At 72.5% G+C, this 20,576-nt stretch carries 17 protein-coding genes and 1 tRNA gene; 9 read left to right on the top strand and 9 right to left on the bottom strand.

From position 1 onward, the window contains the following. The first annotated feature begins 114 nt into the window (after positions 1-114). From NYE39_RS14945 to NYE39_RS14930, 4 genes are all read left to right on the top strand, one after another. Positions 115-1,899, top strand: coding sequence for a PEP-utilizing enzyme (locus tag NYE39_RS14945; protein WP_341013145.1), 1,785 nt, complete (start codon positions 115-117; stop codon positions 1,897-1,899). Next, positions 1,896-2,978: a PEP/pyruvate-binding domain-containing protein gene (locus NYE39_RS14940; protein WP_341013144.1), complete on the top strand. Its 1,083-nt coding sequence runs from the start codon at positions 1,896-1,898 to the stop codon at positions 2,976-2,978. Before NYE39_RS14945 ends, NYE39_RS14940 begins: the two co-directional genes overlap by 4 nt. A gap of 137 nt (positions 2,979-3,115) precedes the next feature. After that, entirely contained in the window at positions 3,116-3,907 is a 792-nt protein-coding gene (locus NYE39_RS14935; protein WP_341013143.1) for an IclR family transcriptional regulator, read from the top strand. 36 nt (positions 3,908-3,943) lie between these two features. Then, positions 3,944-4,456 carry a 4'-phosphopantetheinyl transferase family protein gene (locus NYE39_RS14930; protein ID WP_072623925.1) on the top strand — a complete coding sequence of 171 codons (513 nt, stop codon included), beginning with the start codon at positions 3,944-3,946 and terminating at the stop codon, positions 4,454-4,456. Here NYE39_RS14930 and NYE39_RS14925 read toward each other — a convergent pair. From NYE39_RS14925 to NYE39_RS14910, 4 genes are all read right to left on the bottom strand, one after another. Continuing rightward, the gene (locus NYE39_RS14925; protein WP_341013142.1) at positions 4,423-5,739 is read right to left on the bottom strand and encodes a M1 family metallopeptidase; all 1,317 of its coding nucleotides are present in this window, start codon (positions 5,737-5,739) and stop codon (positions 4,423-4,425) included. The two genes, NYE39_RS14930 and NYE39_RS14925, sit on opposite strands and share 34 nt — an antisense overlap. Then, positions 5,736-9,611: a Pls/PosA family non-ribosomal peptide synthetase gene (locus tag NYE39_RS14920; protein ID WP_341013141.1), complete on the bottom strand. Its 3,876-nt coding sequence runs from the start codon at positions 9,609-9,611 to the stop codon at positions 5,736-5,738. Before NYE39_RS14920 ends, NYE39_RS14925 begins: the two co-directional genes overlap by 4 nt. A gap of 206 nt (positions 9,612-9,817) precedes the next feature. Next, a tRNA-Met gene (locus NYE39_RS14915) sits at positions 9,818-9,894 on the bottom strand. Between the two features lie 50 nt (positions 9,895-9,944). Beyond that, positions 9,945-12,905, bottom strand: coding sequence for a UPF0182 family membrane protein (locus NYE39_RS14910; RefSeq protein ID WP_341013139.1), 2,961 nt, complete (start codon positions 12,903-12,905; stop codon positions 9,945-9,947). Positions 12,906-12,950: 45 nt separating this feature from the next. Here NYE39_RS14910 and NYE39_RS14905 point away from each other — a divergent pair, with 45 nt between their 5' ends. Next, positions 12,951-13,508 (top strand): PPA1309 family protein, encoded by a 558-nt coding sequence (locus tag NYE39_RS14905; protein ID WP_341013137.1) that lies wholly within the window; start codon positions 12,951-12,953, stop codon positions 13,506-13,508. Between the two features lie 36 nt (positions 13,509-13,544). Here NYE39_RS14905 and NYE39_RS14900 read toward each other — a convergent pair whose 3' ends face one another. Then, a complete protein-coding gene (locus NYE39_RS14900; protein ID WP_341013136.1) occupies positions 13,545-14,642 on the bottom strand; it encodes a YlbL family protein in 1,098 nt (365 codons plus the stop codon). Between the two features lie 92 nt (positions 14,643-14,734). Here NYE39_RS14900 and NYE39_RS14895 point away from each other — a divergent pair, with 92 nt between their 5' ends. The 4 genes from NYE39_RS14895 (at position 14,735) to NYE39_RS14880 (ending at position 19,138) form a co-directional block, all read left to right on the top strand. Continuing rightward, positions 14,735-16,183, top strand: coding sequence for a zinc-dependent metalloprotease (locus tag NYE39_RS14895; protein WP_341013134.1), 1,449 nt, complete (start codon positions 14,735-14,737; stop codon positions 16,181-16,183). Next, on the top strand, positions 16,180-16,728 hold the full coding sequence (locus NYE39_RS14890; protein ID WP_341013133.1) for an NUDIX domain-containing protein: 549 nt from the start codon (positions 16,180-16,182) through the stop codon (positions 16,726-16,728). Before NYE39_RS14895 ends, NYE39_RS14890 begins: the two co-directional genes overlap by 4 nt. Positions 16,729-16,874: 146 nt before the next feature. Further along, positions 16,875-17,834: a TOMM precursor leader peptide-binding protein gene (locus NYE39_RS14885; protein ID WP_341013132.1), complete on the top strand. Its 960-nt coding sequence runs from the start codon at positions 16,875-16,877 to the stop codon at positions 17,832-17,834. Further along, a complete protein-coding gene (locus tag NYE39_RS14880) occupies positions 17,831-19,138 on the top strand; it encodes an ABC1 kinase family protein (protein WP_341013130.1) in 1,308 nt (435 codons plus the stop codon). The genes NYE39_RS14885 and NYE39_RS14880 overlap by 4 nt, the downstream gene beginning before the upstream one ends. Here the strand turns inward: NYE39_RS14880 and NYE39_RS14875 are convergent. The 4 genes from NYE39_RS14875 to NYE39_RS14860 form a co-directional block, all read right to left on the bottom strand. Beyond that, positions 19,135-19,713 (bottom strand): HhH-GPD-type base excision DNA repair protein, encoded by a 579-nt coding sequence (locus NYE39_RS14875; protein WP_341013129.1) that lies wholly within the window; start codon positions 19,711-19,713, stop codon positions 19,135-19,137. The two genes, NYE39_RS14880 and NYE39_RS14875, sit on opposite strands and share 4 nt — an antisense overlap. A gap of 127 nt (positions 19,714-19,840) precedes the next feature. Further along, entirely contained in the window at positions 19,841-19,972 is a 132-nt protein-coding gene (locus tag NYE39_RS14870) for a hypothetical protein (protein ID WP_268766697.1), read from the bottom strand. Between the two features lie 26 nt (positions 19,973-19,998). Then, positions 19,999-20,265, bottom strand: a complete 267-nt coding sequence (locus tag NYE39_RS14865; protein ID WP_072623909.1) for a WhiB family transcriptional regulator — start codon at positions 20,263-20,265, stop codon at positions 19,999-20,001. 132 nt (positions 20,266-20,397) lie between these two features. Continuing rightward, positions 20,398-20,571, bottom strand: a complete 174-nt coding sequence (locus NYE39_RS14860) for a hypothetical protein (protein ID WP_185221666.1) — start codon at positions 20,569-20,571, stop codon at positions 20,398-20,400. Between the last annotated feature and the right edge of the window lie 5 nt (positions 20,572-20,576).

Here is a 20,576-nt window from a genome sequence, read left to right as displayed (position 1 = left end):
CGAACGGGCCGCCTCGTTCGTCGCCCCCGAACACGCCTGTTGTCACCCGGGTCGGCGTGCAGCACGGTGTGACCCAAGCCGCGCAGCAGCTGCGTTCGAACACAAAGGAGTGTCATGGCCACGCTGATCCCCGTCGACGAGTACTGCAACGACGAGTGGTACCCCGGCTTCACGCCGGCGTACGACCACGCGCCCTGGGTCGTCGACCCCGTGAAGACCTTTTCCAAGAAGGACGAGGAGAACTTCTGGTTCCTCGACTTCCACTGGCCGCGCGGGATGACCCCCATGGGGTACATCTGGATGGAGGACGGCTACAACTGGGGCACCCAGCTCGCCGCCGAGACCCTCCCCCTTCCTCCCGGCCGGGGAATCACGACCCGCATGGCCGGCACCCACATCTACGCCTCCTCGATCCCGGTGACCGAGCCTCGGCACATCGCCGCCCGCGGTGCGCGTTTGAGCCGCAGCCTGCCTCCCTTCCTCGAGAACTTCCAGGAGATCTGGGGCGGCATGCGTGACGAGCTCGAGGGCGAATGGGCCCACTTCCGCTCCGTCGACCTGTCGAGCCTGTCGCTCGAGCAGCTCGGCGACAACCTCGTGCAGGCCCGGGCGTACCACAAGCGCGCCTTCGAGATCCACTTCCAGGTGATGTACCCGCTGCTGGCGAACTTCGTCGGCTTCTACGGCCAGTGCGTCGAGTTCGGGATCGACCCCCTGGACATCGGGACGTTCCTCCAGGGCGAGGACACGAAGATCATGGAGACCGACCGCGCTCTGTGGGACATGACGGCGAAGGCGAAGCAGGCCGGGCTGACCGACGTCTTCGAGCGCACTCCCGCGGAGGAGCTGCGCGCGACGCTGAGCCGTGAGGGCGGCCCGGCCGGGACCTGGCTGCGCGACTTCGACGACTTCCTCGACGTCTACGGCTGGCGGACCGAGGGCTCGTGCGACATCGCGCTGCCCTCGTGGATCGAGGACCCCACGCCGGCCCTGGGCATGATCAAGACCTTCATGCAGCAGGAGGTCCACGACTTCGACGCGGCCCGCGCCGCAGCCCTGCGCGAGCGCGACGAGGCCGTCGACCGTGCCCGCTCGACCCTGACCGCGCAGGAGCAGGCGATCTTCGACGGCGGTCTCGCGTCGTGCCGCGCCGCGAACTTCCCGTGGTGGCAGGACGACCACAACTACTACATGGACCTCAAGGTGTCGCTGCCGATGCGGTGGGCCTGCCAGCAGATCGCCGAGCGGGTGGGCGCCGACGCGAGCGACGACATGAACTTCCTCTTCTGGCCCGAGAACCTGCAGCTCGTGCGCGGTGAGAAGTCCTATGCCGACTTCCGCACGATCATCGAGGCGCGCCGGCAGTACTTTGACCACTGGTACGACCGTCGCCTCACGATGCCGAAGATGCTCGGCAACATCCCCGACACCGTCGACGACCCGATCCTCATCGAGGTCTTCGGCCTCAACCCGCAGTTCCTCGACACCGTCAAGGCGTCGGCGTCGGGCACCGAGATGACCTCGCTCAGCGGCGTCCCCGCCGCGAAGGGCAAGGCCCGCGGACCCGCCCGAGTGCTCACCGACGCCGACGAGCTGCACCGCATCCAGCCCGGTGAGATCCTCGTCTGCGAGTCGACCTCACCCAACTGGACGCCCGCCTTCGCGAAGATCGCCGGCTGCGTCTGCGACGGTGGCGGCACCCTCTCGCACGCCGCGATCGTCGGGCGCGAGTACGGCGTCCCGACGGTCACCGCGGCCGTCGTCGCGACCTCGATGATCCGTGACGGCGACATCGTCGAGGTGGACGGGACGGCGGGGACTGTGACGATCTTCCGCGACAGCGCACCCGATGCCGAGGCGGGGCGGGACGAAGCGCAGGAGAAGGAGCTGAGCGCATGACGGCCGTCGACAGCGATCCCATCGTCTGGATCGACGGCGTCGACGTCGACACCGCGGTCAAGGTCACCGGCTCGAAGATGGGGCGTCTGTCCGAGCTGCACCTCGCGGGCGCCAACGTGCCGGACGCCTTCTCGGTGGCGACGAGCGCCTACCGCGCGCACGTCGTGGCCAGCGGTCTGGACACATTCGCCAGCGAGGTCGTCGACGCACTCGGCCCCGACCCGGCACCTGATGCCGTCGAGCGGGCATCGGAGACGATCCGGTCCGAGTTCGAGCGACGGCCGATCGGCGAGGACCTGGCCGGGCAGATCCGGGCGGCCTACCAGGAACTCTGCCTCAGGTGCGTCGAGGTCAACGTGCCCGTCGCCGTGCGGTCGTCGGCGACGGGCGAGGACTCCAGCGATGCCTCCTTCGCCGGGATCTTCGACACCTACCTGGGCATCTCCGGCGAGGAACGGGTCCTCGACGCCGTCCGCCGGTGCTGGGCCAGCCTCTTCACGGGCCGGGCCCTGGACTATCGGCTGCGTCGCGGCATCAGTCACCTCGAGATGCCGATGGCCGTCGGCGTGGTCAAACTCGTGCACGCCCGCTGCTCCGGCGTCGCCTTCTCGGCGCACCCGGTGACCGGCAAGCGCGATCGGGTGGTCATCGAGGGCAGCTGGGGCTGGGGCGAGGCCGTCGTCCAGGGACTCGTCACGCCCGACCACGTCGAGGTCGGCAAGACCGACCGGCGCGTGCTGCGCTACGACGTGTCGCACAAGACGATCGTCTCGGCCTTCGACTACTCCATCGGCGCGGTCGTGGAGATCGACATGCCGGACAACCTCGCCGACCGCGCGATCCTGGACGAGGAGGAGATCGGCGAGATCACCCGGGCGGTGCTCAAGGTGGAGGAACACTACGGCTACCCCGTCGACGTCGAGTGGGTCCTCGACCGGCACCACCGGCCCGAGGACTCCGTCTCGATCGTCCAGGCCCGACCGGTCACCGTCTCCGAGCCGGAGACGGGGACGGCACCCGCCGGCTGGGACCCGGTGGCGATGGCCGCCAAACACGCCTTCGGCAGCACCTCCGGGTGACCCACGGCGCGACGAAGGGGAGATGTTCCGGTCCACGGGACATCTCCCCTTCGGGCGCGCGGGTGCGACCAGACTCCGGACATGTCACGGTCACCGCTTCGCACCCCCGACCTCACGATGGCGACGGCGGTCTCGTCATGACCGCCGTCGCGGCCCGGCACGTCGGGCACGACGCCACCGGGCTGCGGTCAGTGTCGATCTCCACCCGCGTCATCGGCTGTTTCGCCAGTCACGAGGAGCTCGGGCCGACCCAGGTGGCGCGCGAGCTCGACATCGCCAAGAGCACCGCCCACGAGATGCTGGTCGCTCTTGCCACCGGCGGGCTGCTCGAGCGGGCGCCGCGAGGGCGCTACCGGCTGAGTCTGCAGCTCTTCGACTACGGCCAGCTCGTCCTCGACCGGCTCCCGATCCGGCGGGTCGCTCGCCCGGAGCTGCTGGCCCTGCACCGCCGTGTCGAGGAGACAGTCCAGCTCGGCCTCCCGGCCGGCGGCCGCGTCGTCTACGTCGAGCGCTTCGACTGCGGCTCGCTCCCCGAGGAGGCGAGCGTCGAGTGGATGCGCAAGGTGAATGGCTTCGCCTCGAGCTCGGGGCGCGTCCTCGCCGCCTTCGACGAGGACATCGCCGAGGCGACGCTGGCGCTGCCGCGCACCCGGTACACCCCCCGCACCATCACCGACACCGCGCGGTTGCGACAGATCCTCGCCATCGCTCGTGAGCGCGGCTGGGTGTGCACGAGCGAGGAGCGCGCCCTCGGCCTGACCTCGATGTCCGCGCCGGTCTTCGCCGCCTCCGGGCGGGTGAGCGCGGCCGTCTCGATCGTCGGACGCACCCGTGCGCTCACCGGCACCCGCGGCGAGTTCATGCTGCGCAGCCTGGTCGTCAGCGCGCAGCGGATCAGCGGCGAGCTGGCCGCCTGCGGCAACGACTAGGAGGGGCACCGGCCGGCCGCGCCCTACACTCCCGGCGTGGACGTCGCGTGGCACACCGGGATGAGCGGGGACGGGGGCCTGCGCGCCCACCTGCTGCGCAGCTGCGGGTCCGACGTCGACCTCGGCCGCCACTGCCCCGCCTGCGGCTCCGACCGCCACGGCCGCCCGTGGGCGCGCCTGCCCGACGGCAGCCGCCCGCACGTCAGCCTGGCGCGGTGCGGTGACGTCGTGGTGACGGCGGTCGACCCCCTTCGGCCGGTTGGCGTCGACGTCGAGGAGATCGCCGCCGTCGACGCCCGCTGGGACCCCGACCTCGTGCTGCACCCGGGAGAGCGTGCGGACTCCCCCGCCGAGCGGGCAGCGATGTGGTGCCGCAAGGAGGCGATCCTCAAGGCGCTCGGCACCGGGCTGCGCACGCCGATGAGCCGGGTCCAGTGCGCCGACTGGCCGGTCGTCGACCTCGTGGCCCCACCCGGCCTGGCCGCCGCGGCCGTCGTGCTCCCACCGACCGCCGGTCAGTCCGGCAGCGGCGGCAGCTCAACGGTGTAGAGCCAGGCCTCGAAGAGCTCGCCGAGGTCCTCGCCGGCGACCCGCTCGGCGTGCTCGACGAACATCGCCGTCGTCACGGTGCCGAACTGGTTCTCCTCGCACCAGGTGCGCAGCACCTCGAAGAAGCGGGCGTCACCGATCTGCCGCCGCAGCGCGTGCAGGGTGAGCGCGCCCCGCTTGTAGACCCGGTCGTCGAACATCAGGTCCGGCCCGGGGTCGCCTAGGAGCAGCTCGTCGCCGTCGTCGGTGCGCACCCGCTCGTGGTGCACCTCGGCCCGCTCGCCCACGGTCATCAGGCCGATCCGCTCCGACCACAGCCACTCGGAGTAGCAGGCGAAGCCCTCGTGCAGCCAGATGTCGCGCCAGTGCCCGAGCGTGACCGAGTTGCCCCACCACTGGTGGCTCAGCTCGTGGGCGACGAGCCGGATGCACTCCCAGTCGTCGCGCATGAAGTTGCGTCCGAAGGTCGACAGGCCCTGGGACTCCAGCGGGATCTCGAGGTCGTCGTCGGTGATGACGGCGGTGTACGAGGCGAAGGGGTAGTCGCCGAAGGTCTCCGCGAAGAAGCCGAGCATCTGCGGCTGCATCCCGAAGGCCGCCTCGAAGTCCTTCTCCGGCCGGTCGGCGGGCGCGACGACGCGCACGGGCACGGGTGCACCCGCCTGGTCGATGACCTCGTAGCGCCCGATCTGCACGGTCGCGAGGTAGGTCGCCATCGGCGCGTCCTGCACATAGGTCCAGGTCGTCGTGCTCCCCCGGGTCGAGCGGTCGAGGAGCTCGCCGGCGACGGCCACGTGGTACCCCTTCGCCGCGGTGACGGTGATGTCGTAGGTCGCCTTGTCGTCGGGCCGGTCGTTGCACGGGAACCACGAGGGCGCGCCGTGGGGCTGGGCGGCGACGATGACCCCGTCGCTCAGCTCCTCCCAGCCGGCCTGGCCGTGCCGGCGGCTGCGCACCTGCTTGGGCGTGCCGGCGTAGCGCACCCGCACCTCGACGCTCTCACCCTCGGGGACGGTGCGCCCGAGGGTCACCGCCAGGCGGTCACCGCGGTGCGAGTAGCGCGCGCTCGTCCCGTCGACGTGGACGCGAGCGACCTTGAGTGCGTGCAGGTCCAGCTCGAGCCGGCTGATCGGCGCGAGCGCGCGGCAGCGCAGCGTCGCCTCACCGGAGAGCCGGTTGCCGGCGACCTTGTAGTCGAGCTCCAGGTCGTAGTGCTCGACGCCGAAGGACGCGTCGCCGTGGCCGGGGACGTAGTCGTCGGTGCCCGCGTGCTGCTGCCTCACTGCTCCTCTTCCTCCCACGGACCGATCGGGTTGCCGATCCAGCGTGTGCGCGACGGTACGCCCTCGCCGCGCATGACGAGCGACACGGGTCCGACGGTCGCGTCCCGGCCGACGCTGGACGAAGGGAGGATGACGCTGTTGGGGCCGAGGGTCGCCCCGGCCTCGAGGACGACCTTGTCCATCTGCAGGACCCGGTCGTGGAAGAGGTGGGTCTGCACGACGCACCCGTGGTTGACCGTCGCACCGTCGCCGAGCTCGACGAGGTCGCTCTCGGGGAGCCAGTAGGTGTCGCACCAGACGCCCTCGCCGACCTTGCTGCCCATGAGCCGTAGCCAGGCGTTGAGTGCCGGCGTCCCGGTGGTGATCCGGGCGAACCAGGGGGCGGCGAGCATCTCGGTGAAGGTGTCGGCGAGCTCGTTGCGCCAGACGAAGGAGGTCCACAGCTCGTGGTCGCCGGCGCGGTGGCGGCCGACGAGCAGCCACTTGGCGACGAGGGTGACGCCGGCGGCGAGGTGACCGGCGACGATGAGGACCGGGCCGGCGAGCAGCACTGCGGCCCAGACCGATCGGTCGAGCAGGGCGAGCAGGCTCAGGCCGACGCCGACGTGCAGCGCGACCCCGATGAGCAGCGGCACGACGCGGCCCAGCTCGACGAGCGAGCGCAGGACCTTGAGCCGGGTCGGCGGGTCGTAGGTGCGGCTCGCGTCCTGCTCGTCGGCGGTGCGGCGCAGCTTGCGCGGGGGCGAGCCGATGTACGAGGCGCCCGCCTTGGCCTTGGCGCGCTGCGGGGCCGCGGAGAGGACCGCGACGAGCGAGCGCTTGGGGACCCGGCGGCCGGGCGCGAGCATGCCGGAGTTGCCGACGAAGGCCCGCTTGCCGACCTTGACCCGCTCGACGCGGACCCAGCCGCCACCGAGCTCGTAGGAGCCGATGAGGGTGTCGTCGGCGAGGAAGGCGTGGCCGCCCACCCGCACGAGCTTGGGGATGAGCAGCACGGTCGAGGCCTCGACCCCCTCACCGACGCGGGCGCCGAGCAGCCGCAGCCAGATCGGGGTGAAGGCGCTGGAGTAGATCGGGAAGAGCCACTCGCGCGCCTCGTCGAGCAGCCGCACGGTGTAGATGATCGCCAGCCCCTGGGCCGAGCGGACCGGGAAGTGGCCGGGCTCGATCGCGGTGGCGAGCAGCCGGGTGAGGGCGAGGACGAGCAGCGCCAGGACGAGGTAGCCGACGAGGGCTGCGAGCGGCAGCCAGGGCAGGGCGGCGCGCACCGCCTCGCCGAGGGAGTCGGTGCCGGAGACGGCCGGCCACAGCACCGCGCCGCCGGCGAGGGCGGCCAGGCCCGGCAGGCTGGCGATGAGCACGGCGATGACGCCCATGCCGACGAGCCAGGGGCGGGGGGCCGGTGCGTCCTCGCGCGACCACGGGCCACGAGCCGGGGCCTGCCGCTCGGCCGGAGAGCCGGACCAGAACTCTCCCGCGGTCACCGTGCCCGTGACGTGCGAGCCAGGGGCGACCTCGGCGGCGCGGCCGACGACGGCGCCCGGCGAGAGGGTGCTGCGGGCACCGATGCGGGCGTGCTCGCCGACGGTGATCGGACCGACGTGCACGCGGTCACCGTCGATCCAGTAGCCGACGAGGTCGACCTCGGGCTCGATGGCCGCTCCCGCGCCGACGTCGAGCCAGCCGGTGACCGGCGGCAGGGCGTGCAGGTCGACGCCCTCACCGATCCTCGCGCCGAGCAGCCTTGCATACCAGCGGAACCAGACCGCCCCGGACAGGGCCGCCGCCGCGAGCTCGTCCTGGGTGCGGGCAGCGAGCCAGAGCCGCAGGTGCACCTTGCCGCCGCGCGGGTGAGAGCCGGGGGTCACCCCACGCAGGACGAGCCGAGCCAGGCCGGCCGCGAGCACCATACGGCCGGGGCCGGTGAGGAAGAGGGCCGCCATGGGCACGACGAGCCAGAGCGGGAAGCTCGGCAGCCACGGCAGCGCGAGGTGGCCGATGGTCGAGCCGAGCACGAGCCAGGCGAGCCACCGCATGCCGGCGAGCGCGCGAAGGGGGATCATCCCGACGAGCTGCGCCACCTGGGTCTTCGTGCGGATCGGGCGCACCTTGCGGTTGGTGCGCACCATCGTCGAGGCGGCGGCCGCCTCGTCGAGCCACGCAGCGAGGTCGCCAAGGGTCGGGTGGGCGTAGAGGTCGCCGACCGTCGTCTCGGGGGTGCGCTCACGCAGCCGGCTGACCACCTGGGCAGCGGTGAGCGAGCCGCCCCCGAGGTCGAAGAAGTCATCCGCCGGGTCGCTCACGTCGGCCCCGATGACCTCGGCCCAGATGCCGGCGACCCACTGCGCGGTCTGCCCGAGCTCTCCCTTCGCCGGGGTGTCGGCGGAGGTGGGCAAGGGCCACGGGAGGGCATCGCGGTCGACCTTGCCGGAGGTGCGCGTGGGCAACTCGTCGACGACGGCCAGGCGCGGGACGAGGGCCGCGGGCATCCGCTCGCGCAGCAGGTCGCGGGCGTGCGGTGCATCGAAGCTCGCGTCGGTCGTCAGGTAGCCGACGAGCAGCTTGTTGCCCGCGGCGGTCGAGCGCACGGCGGCCGCGGCGGAGACCACGCCGGGCAGCCGCAGCAGCTGCTCGTCGATCTCGCCGAGCTCGATGCGGCGGCCGCCGAGCTTGATCTGGTCGTCGGCGCGACCGGCGAAGACCAGGCCCGCCGGGTCGTTGCGCACGACGTCGCCGGAGCGGTAGGCGCGCTCCCAGCCGAGGGTGGGCATGGGCGCGTACTTCTCCGCGTCCTTGGCCGGGTCGAGGTAGCGGGCCAGCCCGACGCCACCGATGATCAGCTCGCCCGACTCGCCCTCGGCGACCGGGTGGCCCGCGCCGTCGACGACCGCGAGGTCCCAGCCGTCGAGGGGCAGCCCGATGCGCACCGGGTCGCTGCCGTCGAGCATGGCGCCGCAGGCGACGACGGTGGCCTCGGTGGGGCCGTAGGTGTTCCACACCTCGCGCCCCTCGCGCTGCAGCCGGGAGGCGAGCTCCGGCGGGCAGGCCTCGCCGCCCATGATGAGCAGCCGCACCCGCTCCAGCGAGCTCGGCGGCCACAGCGCGACGAGGGTGGGCACGGTCGAGACGATGGTGATCTCGTTGGCGACGAGCCAGGGCCCGACGTCGACCCCGGAGCGCACGAGCGAGCGCGGCGCGGGCACGAGGCAGCCGCCGTAGGCCCAGGCGAGCCACATCTCCTCACAGCTGGCGTCGAAGGCCACCGACAGACCGGCCATGACACGGTCCCCCGGCCCGATCGGGTCGTCGACGAGGAACATCCGCGACTCGGCGTCGACGAAGGCGGCGGCATTGCGGTGGGTGACGGCGACCCCCTTCGGCTTGCCGGTGGACCCGGAGGTGAAGATCACCCAGGCGTCGTCGTCGGTCCCGGGCGGCGCGGGCTCGATCGGCGAGCGCCCCTGTCCCACAGCGGTGGTCGTGACGACGAGATCGTTGCCGATGATCGCGGCGGCCGCCGACTCCTCGAAGACCACCCGGGCCCGCTCGTCGGGGTCGTCGGCGTCGACGGGCACGTAGGCGGCGCCCGCGAGGATCGTGCCGATGATCGCGACGTAGAGGTCGGTCGAGCCGGAGCGGATGCGCACCCCGACCTTGTCCCCCGGCCCGATGCCCAGCTCCGCGAGCGACTCGGCGAGCGCCGTCGCGGCCTCGGCCAGCTCGGCATAGGTGAGCATCTCCTGGCCGCTGTCGACGGCCGGCGCGTCGGGGTGCTCCGCGACGACGCCCATGAAGATGTCGACGAGCGTGCGGGGCGCGGGCGCGCGGTCACTCGCGAGGAGCGAAGGGAGCAGAGCCGGTGGCGTGGTCACGGCGAGAAGGATCCCCCACCAAGGTGAACGTTCGGCGCACCGGGTCCGGCACGCCCCGCCGCCCGACTGCCCCCGGTCCCTGGCCTTCGAGAAGCTCGCCCGCTTCGCGGACTCTCTCCTCAGGATCCGGAGGCCGCCTGCGGCCGTCTCGAAGGGACCCGGACATGCGAGAGGCCCTCGACCAGATGGTCGAGGGCCTCTCGGAGTGGTAGCGGGGGCGGGATTTGAACCCGCGACCTCCGGGTTATGAGCCCGGCGAGCTACCGAACTGCTCCACCCCGCGTCGTTGTCTTGCGAGATGAAACTCTACGTGAACGAACGGGGCAGACCAAATCAGCCCTCGTCGAGGGTCGCCGACCCGCCACCCGGCTGGGCCTCCGCGGCGTCCTCGAGGTGCTTGCGCAGCTCCTTCTGGGCCTTGTCGTAGGCCGCGAAGTCGCCCTTCTTCAGGGCGTCCTGGCCCTCCTTGTAGGCCTGCTCCATGCCCGAGATCGCCGCACGCAGCTTCTTCTCGTCGGCCGTGAGGTTCTTGGGCTCGGCCGGCTCCTCGGGCTCCGCAGACGGCCCGTCACCACCGTCGTCACCCCCTTCGTCCACGCCGGCGTCGCCGCCGAAGAGCTCGTCGAGAGCACCGTCGAGGCTCTGCCCCCAGGCGACCCGCCCGGCGAAGGTCGCCACGACGATCCGCAGCTGCGGATAGCTCGTGCCGGACGCCGAGGAGATGTAGATCGGCTCGACGTGCAGGAAGCCCTCGCCGACGGGCAGCGCGAGCTGGTTGCCGAAGTGCACCTGGGACTCGCCGCGGTTGGCGTTGTTGAGGTAGTCGGTGAGCGTCTGCGTGCCCGAGCCGGTGGTCGACGTCGACGAGACGATGTTGTTCTGCACCTGGCCGACGCCGGGGACGGTCGTGTCGCGTGGCACCGACAGCAGGCGAAGCTGCCCGTAGCCGGACGCCGGTTTGCCCGCTGCCGAGCCGGCATCACCGTCGGCCGACAGGTAGCCCGCCATGACATTGCGAGTGCCGCGCGGGATGTAGGTCGAGGTGAGCGACCACACCGGCTGGCGCTGGTCGGGCATCGCGAGCGAGAGGAAGTAGGGCGGCTGGGCCACCCCGTCGTCGCCGCGCGAGGGGTCCTCGGGCACCCGCCAGCGGTCCTGGCCGGCACGGAAGTCGCTCGCCGCGGTCACGTGGTAGTCGGCGAGCACGGCGCGCTGCATGCGGAAGATGTCCTCCGGGTAGCGCAGGTGCGACATCAGCTCGCCGCTGATCGACTCGGTCGACTTCAGCAGCCCGGGGAAGGCCTTGTCCCAGGCGTCGACGATCGGGTCCTCCTCGTCCCACTTGTAGAGCCGCACGGTGCCGTCGTAGGCGTCGACGGTCGCCTTGACCGAGTTGCGCATGTAGTTGATCCGGTCGCCGACGAGCGAGCTGCTGCGCTGGGTCTGGACCGACGAGACCTGGCCCGACTGCACGCCCGAGATGGAGAAGGCCGTGCTGTAGGGGTAGTCGTTGGAGGTCGTGTAGCCGTCGACGACCCACTGGATGCGCCCGTCGACGATCGTCGGGTAGACGTCGTCGTCGAGGGTCAGCCACGGGGCGACCCGCTTGACCCGCTCCTTGGGCGTGCGGTGCTCGAGCAGCCGCGAGTCGCTGCCGACGGCGTCGGAGAGGATGAACTTCACGTCGCGCTTGGTGATCGCGTAGGCGGTCTGCCGCGCGAGCGAGCCGATGCCGACGCCGCCCGCGCCCTGGTAGGTGTAGCGCGACTCCTCGCCGCCGGTCGGCCGGTCGACCTCGCGTGGGGTCGAGGTGTCGCCCTGACCGACGATGGAGAAGTGCTGCATCTCCTCGCCGAAGTAGATCCGCGGCTCGTACTCGCCGAACTCGCTCGTCGGGCTGAGCCACTCGGGGTCGCCGCCGCGTGACTGCGCCCCACGGGCCATGACGAGGCCGTAGCCGTGCGTGTAGACGGTGTGGTCGTTGACCCAGTCACGCCGGTCGGAGGGCACCTTGTCGAGGTCGAGCTCGCGGGCGCCGACGACGACGTCGACCATGTCGCCGTCGATCTCGTAGCGGTCGACGTCGAGGTCGTCCTGGAAGGTGTAGTAGGGCTGCTGGGCCTGCAGCTCCTGGTAGGTGGGGCTGACGACCGACGGGTCGAGCAGGCGGATGCCGGGGATGGAGTCGGCGTCCTCGCGCAGCTGGCCCGAGGAGACGTCGGAGACCGCGTCGTAGGAGGAGGTCTTGACGTCGGTGACGCCGTAGGCGTCGCGGGTGGCGTCGATGTTGCGCTGGAGGTAGGGCTCCTCGAGCGAGTTGCGCGAGGGCGAGACCTTGTAGGTCTCGACGAGCGCCGGGTAGATCGACCCGACGACGACCGACAGCACGACCAGGGTGCTGACGGCGATGACCGGCAGGCGCCACGACCGCGAGCGCACCGAGGCGAGGAAGAGCCCGGCGCACATGGCCGCGGCCACCGCGAGGATGTACTTGGTCGGCACGATGGCGTGCGCGCCGGTGTACCCGACACCGGTGAGGACCTCGCCCTCGCGTGTCGTCAGGCCGTGGGCGTCGAGGATGTAGCTCCACGCCCGCAGCAGCGCCAGCACGGCGGCGATGAGCGCCAGGTGGAGGAAGGCCGCGCGGGTGGACCGGCCCCGGCCGGGCGGCACGATGCCGCCGTAGACGTAGTGGGTGAAGAGCGAGGCGAGCAGCGTCGCGATGGCCACGACCGTGAGGAAGCCGACGACGAAGCTCCACCACGGCAGCGAGAAGAGGTAGTAGCCGATGTCGCGGCCGAACTCGGGGTCGGTGACGCCGGTCGAGCTGCCGTTGCGCCACAGCTTCCAGGTCTGCCACTGCGCGGCCGCCGCCAGTCCGCCGAGGATCCCCAGGACCGAAGGGAGGGCGATGGCCGTCGTGCGTCGGAAGGGTTCGATGGCGCTGCGGTACTGCGCGAGCGCGTGCTCACCGGCCGTCATCGGCACGGAGAGCGGCCGGGTGCGGTGGGCGAGCCACAGGCTCACCGCGATCGGGACCGCCGTGACGAGCCCGCCGACGACGAAGAGGAAGACCTGGGTGCGCAGCCGCGACCACCACATGCCGGAGTAGCCCAGGGACTGGAACCACAGCGACTCGGTCCACAGCGAGGCCGCGAGCGTCACCAGCACGATGACGGCCGCGATCGCCAGCAGCACCTTGGTCAGGCGTGACCGCGGCACGCGTGTGGAAGGGGGGTCCTCGCCTCGGGGCGGCGGCGCGCCCCCTTCGTCCGGCCAACTCGCGCTGCTCATGGTGAGGCCACCGTACCCAGCCCGCCTGAGCGGCCGTAGGGCAGCATGGTCTTCGTGCCCGACTCGTCACCAGACCCCACCCCCACCACCGAGCCGCTCGCCGTCGCCGCCCTCGAGACCGAGCGCCACGTCGCCGCCTCCGGGTGGGACCAGAACCCCCGCGTCTTCGCCCTCGTCGACACCGCGGCCCTCGCCGCGGCCGAGCCCCAGCTGGCCGCCTCGCTCACCGGCGACGCCGACCGCGCACCGGGCGCGCTCACCGCGATCGAGCAGGAGGACCTGCCGCGCACGGCGAAGCTCGAGTCGCTGCTCGGCCGGATGGCCTGGCCCGAGACCGTCGACGGGGTCGCCCTCGCCGTCGAGCGCATCGTCATCCCGCCCGGCGCCGAGCGTGACCTGCCCGAGGACCCCGACACCGCCGTCGATGCCCTCGCGGCGCACCCGCAGCGCGAGGACGTGCGGCTGCTCGTGGCGGTGCACCGTGACGGTCGGGCGGTGTGCCTGCTGCGTCAGCGGGCCAACGACCGCGACGACCGGGTGGCCACCGGCGAGGACATCGCCCCCGGCCTCGTCCACGCCCTGCGCGCGACGCTCGAGGACTGAGCCCTCCCCCCTTCGCCCGGGGTGGACACTCGGCGGTCAGGAGGCGCGGGCCACGACCTGCTCGCACGTCTGCAGGTCGCCGGTATCGCCGTCGGCGATGGCCTCGACGGTCTCGGTCGCCTCGTCGAAGTCGCCCACCGCCGCCACGCGCAGACCGTCGGGGACGTGCCCCACGACCTCGTCGCAGTTGCTCTCGGGCGCCAGGAACCACTGCGCCCCACCGGCCTTGGCGCCGACGAGCTTTTGCTGGATGCCGCCGATCGGGCCGACAGTGCCGGCGTCGTCGATCGTGCCGGTGCCGGCGATCTGCTCGCCGCCGGTCAGCGGCCCCGGCGTGATCCGGTCGTGGACGGCGAGGGCGAACATCATGCCCGCGCTCGGGCCGCCGACGTCGCCGGCGTCGATGCGGACCTCGTAGGGGTAGTCGTACTTCGGCTCGAGGGCGATGCCGATGCCGGCCCGGCCGCCGCCGAGGTCGGTCGTCTTCATCTCGACCTCACGCTCGCGCCCCTTGCGCTCGACGGTCAGGCGGACCGTGTCCCCGGGCGTGCGGTCGGAGATGGCGCTCACGATGTCGGCGACGTGCTCGGTGCGCTTGCCGTCGACCTCGAGCACCTCGTCCTCGAGCGCGAGACGCCCGTCGGCCGGCAGGTCCTCGGCGATCGTCGCGACGAGGTTGACCTGCGGCACCTTCACACCGGTGCTGCGCAGGCCGACGGCGATCGAGTTCTTCTGCGCGCCCTGCATCTGGGCGGTGTTCATCTCGCGGACCTCCTCGTCGGTGGTGTCCGCGGGGAAGACCTCCTCCTCGGGCAGCACCCGGGAGTCGCCGTCGAGGTGCCCGGCGACCCACTCCCAGACGTTGATGTGCCGCTCCGGTCCGCCGAGCACCCGCACGGTCGTGAAGTACAGGGCGCCGTCGGTCGGGTAGCTCTTGGTGCCCTTGACCCGCACGAGGTCGGTGCCGTCGTCGAGGGCGCCGAGGGTGTCGGTGACCGGCCCGGGCTTCTCGACCGCATAAGGGACCTTGATGAAGGTGCCGGCGAGGACGACGACGAGGAGCACGAAGGAGATCGCGAGGATCCACCGGGCGATGCGCTCGCTGCGCGGGATGGCAGACACCGGCTGGGTCACAGGGCCTCCTGACCCGGGTGGGAACCATCCGGGGCCGCTCGTGGTTGGGTTGAAGGACAGCACATCCTCTCAGGAAGAGAAGAGACGTCGACGTGAGCAACGACCCCAGCACCCCGTCCGGTTCCCCCGGGGACGACGGTCTGCCCCCGGAGATCGCCCGGATCTTCCGCGACCTCAACGGCGGCCGTGACCTGCCGCCCCAGGTCGTCGAGCAGCTCAAGGCGATGGGCATCGCCGATGCCGACCCCGGCCAGGTGGCGGCCATGACCTCCCAGATCAAGTCGATGTTCACCCCCGGTGCCATGACGAAGGGGGTCGACGTCGCCTCCGCGACGACCGCCGCCCGTGAGGCCGCCGAGAACGAGGACCACGAGATGGGCGAGCGCGAGCGGGGCCTCGCCGAGCAGGCCGCCCACGTCGCGTCGATGTGGCTCGACCGGGTGACCGACCTCGAGGCCCCGGGGCTCACCGGTGCCGCGCTCTCGCGCAGCGAGTGGATCGAGGAGACGATGCCGGTCTGGGCCTCGCTCGTCGACCCGGTCGCCGACGGCCTGTCCGCCGCGATCCGCGACTCCTTCACCTCGCGGCTCCAAGGGACCGACGCACCCGATCTGCAGGCCCTCGGTCTGCCGGCCGGCATGGACCTGTCGATGCTCACGCAACAGCTGGCTCCCTTCGTCGACACGATGGCGTCCTCGCTCATCACGGGCCAGACTGCCGAGGCCGTGGGCGCGCTCTCCTCCGACACGCTCACCGCCACCGAGGCCGGGGTGCCGCTGCTCAGCGGTCGGGTGGGGCTGCTGCCGGGCAATGTCGCGGCCTTCGCCGAGGGGCTCGATGTCCCGCTCGACGAGGTGTGGCTGCACCTGGCGGCGCGCGAGGCCGCGCGCACCCGCCTCTTCACCGCCGTCCCGTGGATCGGCCCGCAGATCCTCGCCGCGATCCAGTCCTACGCCCGCGGCATGGCCATCGACACCGACGCCATCGACGCGGCGGTGCGCGAGGTCGACCCGAGCGACCCGTCGGCGATCCAGGAGGCCCTCACCGGCGGCTTCCTCAACCCGACGCCGACGGCGGCCCAGCGCGCCGCGCTCGCCCAGCTCGAGACCTGGCTGGCGCTCGTCGAGGGGTGGGTCGACCACGTCGCGGCCAGTGCCACCGCCGACCACCTGCCGCACACCTCGGCGATGACCGAGACGATCCGGCGCCGGCGGGCGACCGGCGGGCCGGCCGAGCGGACCTTCTCCGGGCTGGTCGGCCTCGAGCTGCGGCCGCGACGGATGCGCGATGCCGCCAACCTCTTCGCCGCACTCGAGGAGCGGGTCGGGGCGAGCGGTCGCGACGGCGTGTGGGCGCACCCCGACGTCGCGCCGACGGCCGCCGACCTCGACGACGTCCTCGGCTTCGTCGAGCGCACCGCGGCCGGTGAGGGCAGTGGCGAGCGCAGCGACCTCGAAGACGTCCTCGAGTCGATCCTGCGCGAGGCCGACGAAGGCGGCTCTGCCGCAGGCGGATCCGACTCCTCCCCCGGCGACCGGTGAGCACGCACGCCCACCTCGACGCCGACCTGCACGAGCTGCTGGCCGGCTGGTCCGCGCCCTCGCCCGAGCAGGAGCGGCTGCGCCTGGACTACCTCGCGCACCTCGCCGCGCACGAGGACGCGAGCGCCAAGGCGGGCCCGCCCGCGCACTTCACCGCGTCGTGCCTCGTCGTCGACGAGCCTCGCGAGCGGGTGCTGCTCACCCTGCACCGCAAGGTCGGCCGGTGGCTGCAGTTCGGCGGGCACATCGAGGCGAGCGACCCCGGCGTCGCCGCGGCGGCCCGGCGCGAGGCGGTCGAGGAGTCGGGCCTGCACGCCGGGTCCCTGCGGCTGCTGCCCGAGCTCGCCCAGCTCGACCGGCACGCGCTCGGTTCGGGCTTCACCCGCTGCACCGAGCACCTCGACCTGCGGTGGGTCGCCGTCGCCGAGGCCGGCGCCGAGCCGGTCGTCTCCCCGGAGTCGATCGACGTCGCGTGGTGGCCGGTCGCCGCCCTCCCCCCGGACACCGACGCCTCCATCCGCGCCCTCGTCTCTGCATTGCCGTAGGGCAATGCGGCCTCCTGGCCCTTCGTCTCTGCATTGCCGTAGGGCAATGCAGCCTCCTGGGCGGGGCCTGTGGATGACGCGGGAGGCGGGGCGGCGATCTCCGGCAGAGTGGGCGGACCACCAGCCGCCCACCCGAAGCAGCCGCCATGCCCCACCCACCGCACGACCCGGCGCCCGCCACGCGCCGTCCGGACCTCGACCGCCCGCCGCACGACGCGCCTCCCGGCCCCCTGCGCCGGGCGCGGCTGCACCCCCTTCGGCGTCCTGACGGCAGCGTCCAGCTGGGCACCGGCCCACGGGCCAACCGTCTGCTCGGGCTGAGCGACGACGAGCTGCGGTGGCTCGCGACCCTCGACCCCGGGCGGGCGCTCACGGAGGCCGTGACGACGGCGGCGCTCGAAGGCATCGAGCCGACCCGCGCCGCCGACGTCCTCGACCGGCTCGTCGCGCTCGGGCACATCGCTCCCGTCGACACCGCCCGGCCGCCGCGGGTGGCCGTTGTCGGGGCCGGCGCCCTGCCTGCCCTGCTCACCGACGTGCTCCGGCAGGGCGAGCAGGTCGACGTCACCCGGGTGCGCCCCGGAGACGCGACGAGCGTGGACCTGGCCGTCGTCGTCAGCCCGGCACCGGCCGACCCCGCGGCCGTCCACCCGTGGCTGGCGGCGCGGACACCCGTCCTGCCGCTGTGGTGCCAGGCCGAGCACGCGAGCATCGGCCCCGTCATCACGCCCGAGGGCCGGCCCTGCCTGCACTGCCTCGACCTGACCCGTGTCGGCGTCGACCCCGACTGGCCCTACCTGCGGGCCCAGCTCGTGCGGCCGCGCGTCGCCGGCCCCGAGCCGGCCGATGCCTCGCCCGCGGTGCGTCTGCTCGCCGCCGGGCTGACGACGGCGCTCGTCCTCGACCACCTCGCAGGGCGGGTGACGACGCCGGAGTGGTCCTTCGAGGTGGCGACGCCGGGCCCCACCCTCGAACGGCACCGCTGGCCGGCCCACCCCGGGTGCCCGGAGTGCGGTGATCCTCGCCCCCGTGCCGCGACCGACACCACGACCGAAGGGGGGTCCGCCGCCCCGGTCTCAGGATGGGACGACACAATGGCCGGGTGAGCCAGATCCCACGCCGTGCCGCCGGCCGAGCCGCGCGGCTGGCCGCCGTCCCGATCGGCCACGCCGGGCGCAGCGCCCGAGGCGTCGGTCGACGACTCACGGGCACGCCCGCAGACGTCGTCACCGAGGAGATCCAGCGCCGCACGGCCGAGCAGCTCTTCGCCGTCCTCGGCTCGCTCAAGGGCGGCGCGATGAAGGTCGGCCAGGCCCTGTCGGTCCTCGAGGCGGCGATGCCCGAGGAGATGGTCGAGCCCTACCGCGAGATGCTCGTGCGACTGCAGGACGCCGCTCCCCCGATGTCGACCGAGCAGGTCCACGAGGTGCTGCGCCGCGACCTCGGGCCCCGGTGGCGCGAGCAGGTCGACATCGAGGACGCGCCCGTCGCCGCGGCGTCGATCGGGCAGGTGCACCGGGGCGTGGCCGCCGACGGACGCGAGGTCGCGGTCAAGGTGCAGTACCCCGGTGCCGACACGGCGCTTCGCTCGGACCTGCAGCAGATCGCCCGACTGGCACGGGTCGCGACGACCTGGATGCCCGGCGTCGACATCAAGCCGGTGACCGAGGAGCTGCTCGCCGCGGCCGACGAGGAGCTCGACTACGCCCTGGAGGCGGCCAACCAGCGCGCCTTCGCCGAGGCCTTCCGCGACGACCCGCACGTCGCCGTCCCCGATGTCGTCCTGCACACCCGGCACGTCATCGTCGGCGAGTGGCTCGCCGGCGCCCCACTCAGCCAGGTCATCCGCGAGGCCGACCAGGACGTGCGCGACCGGGTCGGCCAGCTCTACTTCGAGTTCCTCCTGGACGGTCCCGGCCGAGCCGGGCTGCTCCACGCCGACCCGCACCCGGGCAACTTCCGGCTCACGCCCGACGGGCGCCTCGGCGTCATCGACTACGGCGCAGTGGCCCGGCTGCCGCACGGCATCCCGCCGGTCGTCGGGCGCCTGGTGCGCCGGGCCCTGGCCGACGACGCCCAGGGGGTCGTCGACGGGCTGCGCGCCGAGGGCTTCATCCTCCCCGGGATCGAGGTCGACGCCGACGAGGTGCTCGCCTACCTCCCCTTCGTCGAGCCGCTGCGCGAGCCCGAGCACACCTTCACCCGCGAGTGGCTGCGTGCCGCGGCGCGGGGCGTCACCGACCTGCGAGCCCCGGAGTTCGCCACGGGGCTGCGCATGAACATGCCGCGCGAGTACGCGATGATCCACCGCGTCTTCGTCGGCTCGACCGGCGTGCTGTGCCAGCTCGGCGCGACGATCCCGGCCCGCGGGTCGATGGAGCGCCTGCTGCCGGGCTTCGCCGAGGGTTAGCCCTTCGCGGCCTTCGCCTTGGCCTTCGCGGCCTTCTTGTAGTCACGGACCTCCTGCAGCGAGGTCTCGTCGGTGACATCGGCGACCGAGCGGCGCGCCCCGTCCTCGGCGTAGGGGCCGATCGCCTCGCGCCAGCCAGCCGGTCGTACACCGAGCTGCTTGCCCAGGAGCGCGGCGAAGATGCGCGCCTTCTGGTCGCCGAAGCCGGGCAGGGCCTTCAGCCGCCCCACGATCTCGGCCGGGTCGTCGGTCGTGGTCCAGATGCGCGTGACGTCGCCGTCGTACTCGTCGCGGACGACCTCGGCGACGGCCTGGATGCGCCCGGCCATCGAACGGCCGTAGCGGTGCACGGCCGGCGGGGTGGCGCACAGGTCGGCGAACTCCTCCGGGTCGGCCGCCGCGAGCTTCGCCGGGTCGAGCGAGCCGAAGCGCTCCTTGACCTTGGCCGGGCCGGCGAAGGCGCGCTCCATCGGGAACTGCTGGTCGAGCAGCATCCCGAGCAGCAGGGCGAAGGGGTCGGAGGAGAGCAGCTCGTCGGCGGTCTCGTCCTGGGCGATGCGCAGCGTGGTGACCATGTGCACCAGAGTGCCACGCTCCTCCCTTCGCCCTCCCCACCAACGACAACAGGCCCCACCCGGGGCATCGGGTGGGGCCTGTCGGCCTCTCGGGCGGGGTCGTGATCGACGCCGCCGGTGATCGCGCTCATCGGAAGCTCAGGTGGGCGGGTCGGGGGTCCTGCCGGCGGGCGAGCAGCTCACGCCGCTCGACCTCGGGGACGTAGGCCAGGGGCCGGTCCGTGGTCCGCAGCCGGGACATCTTGGGGAACTTCATCATGTCGGTGCCTCCTCTCGTGATCTCGCTCAGGCGGGGATGGGGTGCTTGCGGGGGCGGCCACGCGGCCGCTTGCGGGGGATGACGCGTCCGGAGTCGAAGAGCTCTCCGCCCCAGACGCCCCAGGGCTCACGGCGCTCGAGGGCTCCGTCGAGGCACATCTGCTGGAAGGGGCAGGACTGGCACAGGGCCTTGGCGTACTCGACGCCCGCGGGCGTCTCGGCAAACCAGATCTCCGGCTCCTCGGCCTGGCACGGCGTCAGTCGCTGTATCGGTGGGTGGGTCGTGGTCGTCACGTCGGGTTCTCCTGGTGGCGTGTGATGCGTGGTGTGGCGGGTGCTTGTGGCGGTGCCGGGACACGACGAAGGCCGCGGTTCCCGGGTGTCGGGATGCCGCGGCCTGTAGAGGAGGACCTGTGAGTCCGTCTCCTAGACGGGAGGTCCTGCAGGGCGCGGGTCCACGACGAAGGGGGTCTTCGGCTCAGCGGCCAGGGTGCGGCCACGATCGGTGAAGACGCCGGTGGCGCCGCCGATGCAGAGATCGGCGGACGGCACGAGGGCAGCCCAAGACTCCGGGATGAGGTTCATCGTGATGTTGTCCATGGGTC

Origin of the sequence: Janibacter sp. FSL W8-0316 (assembly GCF_038004165.1) — a bacterium.
GTDB lineage: Bacteria > Actinomycetota > Actinomycetes > Actinomycetales > Dermatophilaceae > Janibacter > Janibacter indicus.
This window is presented reverse-complemented; position numbering and strand designations above follow the sequence as displayed.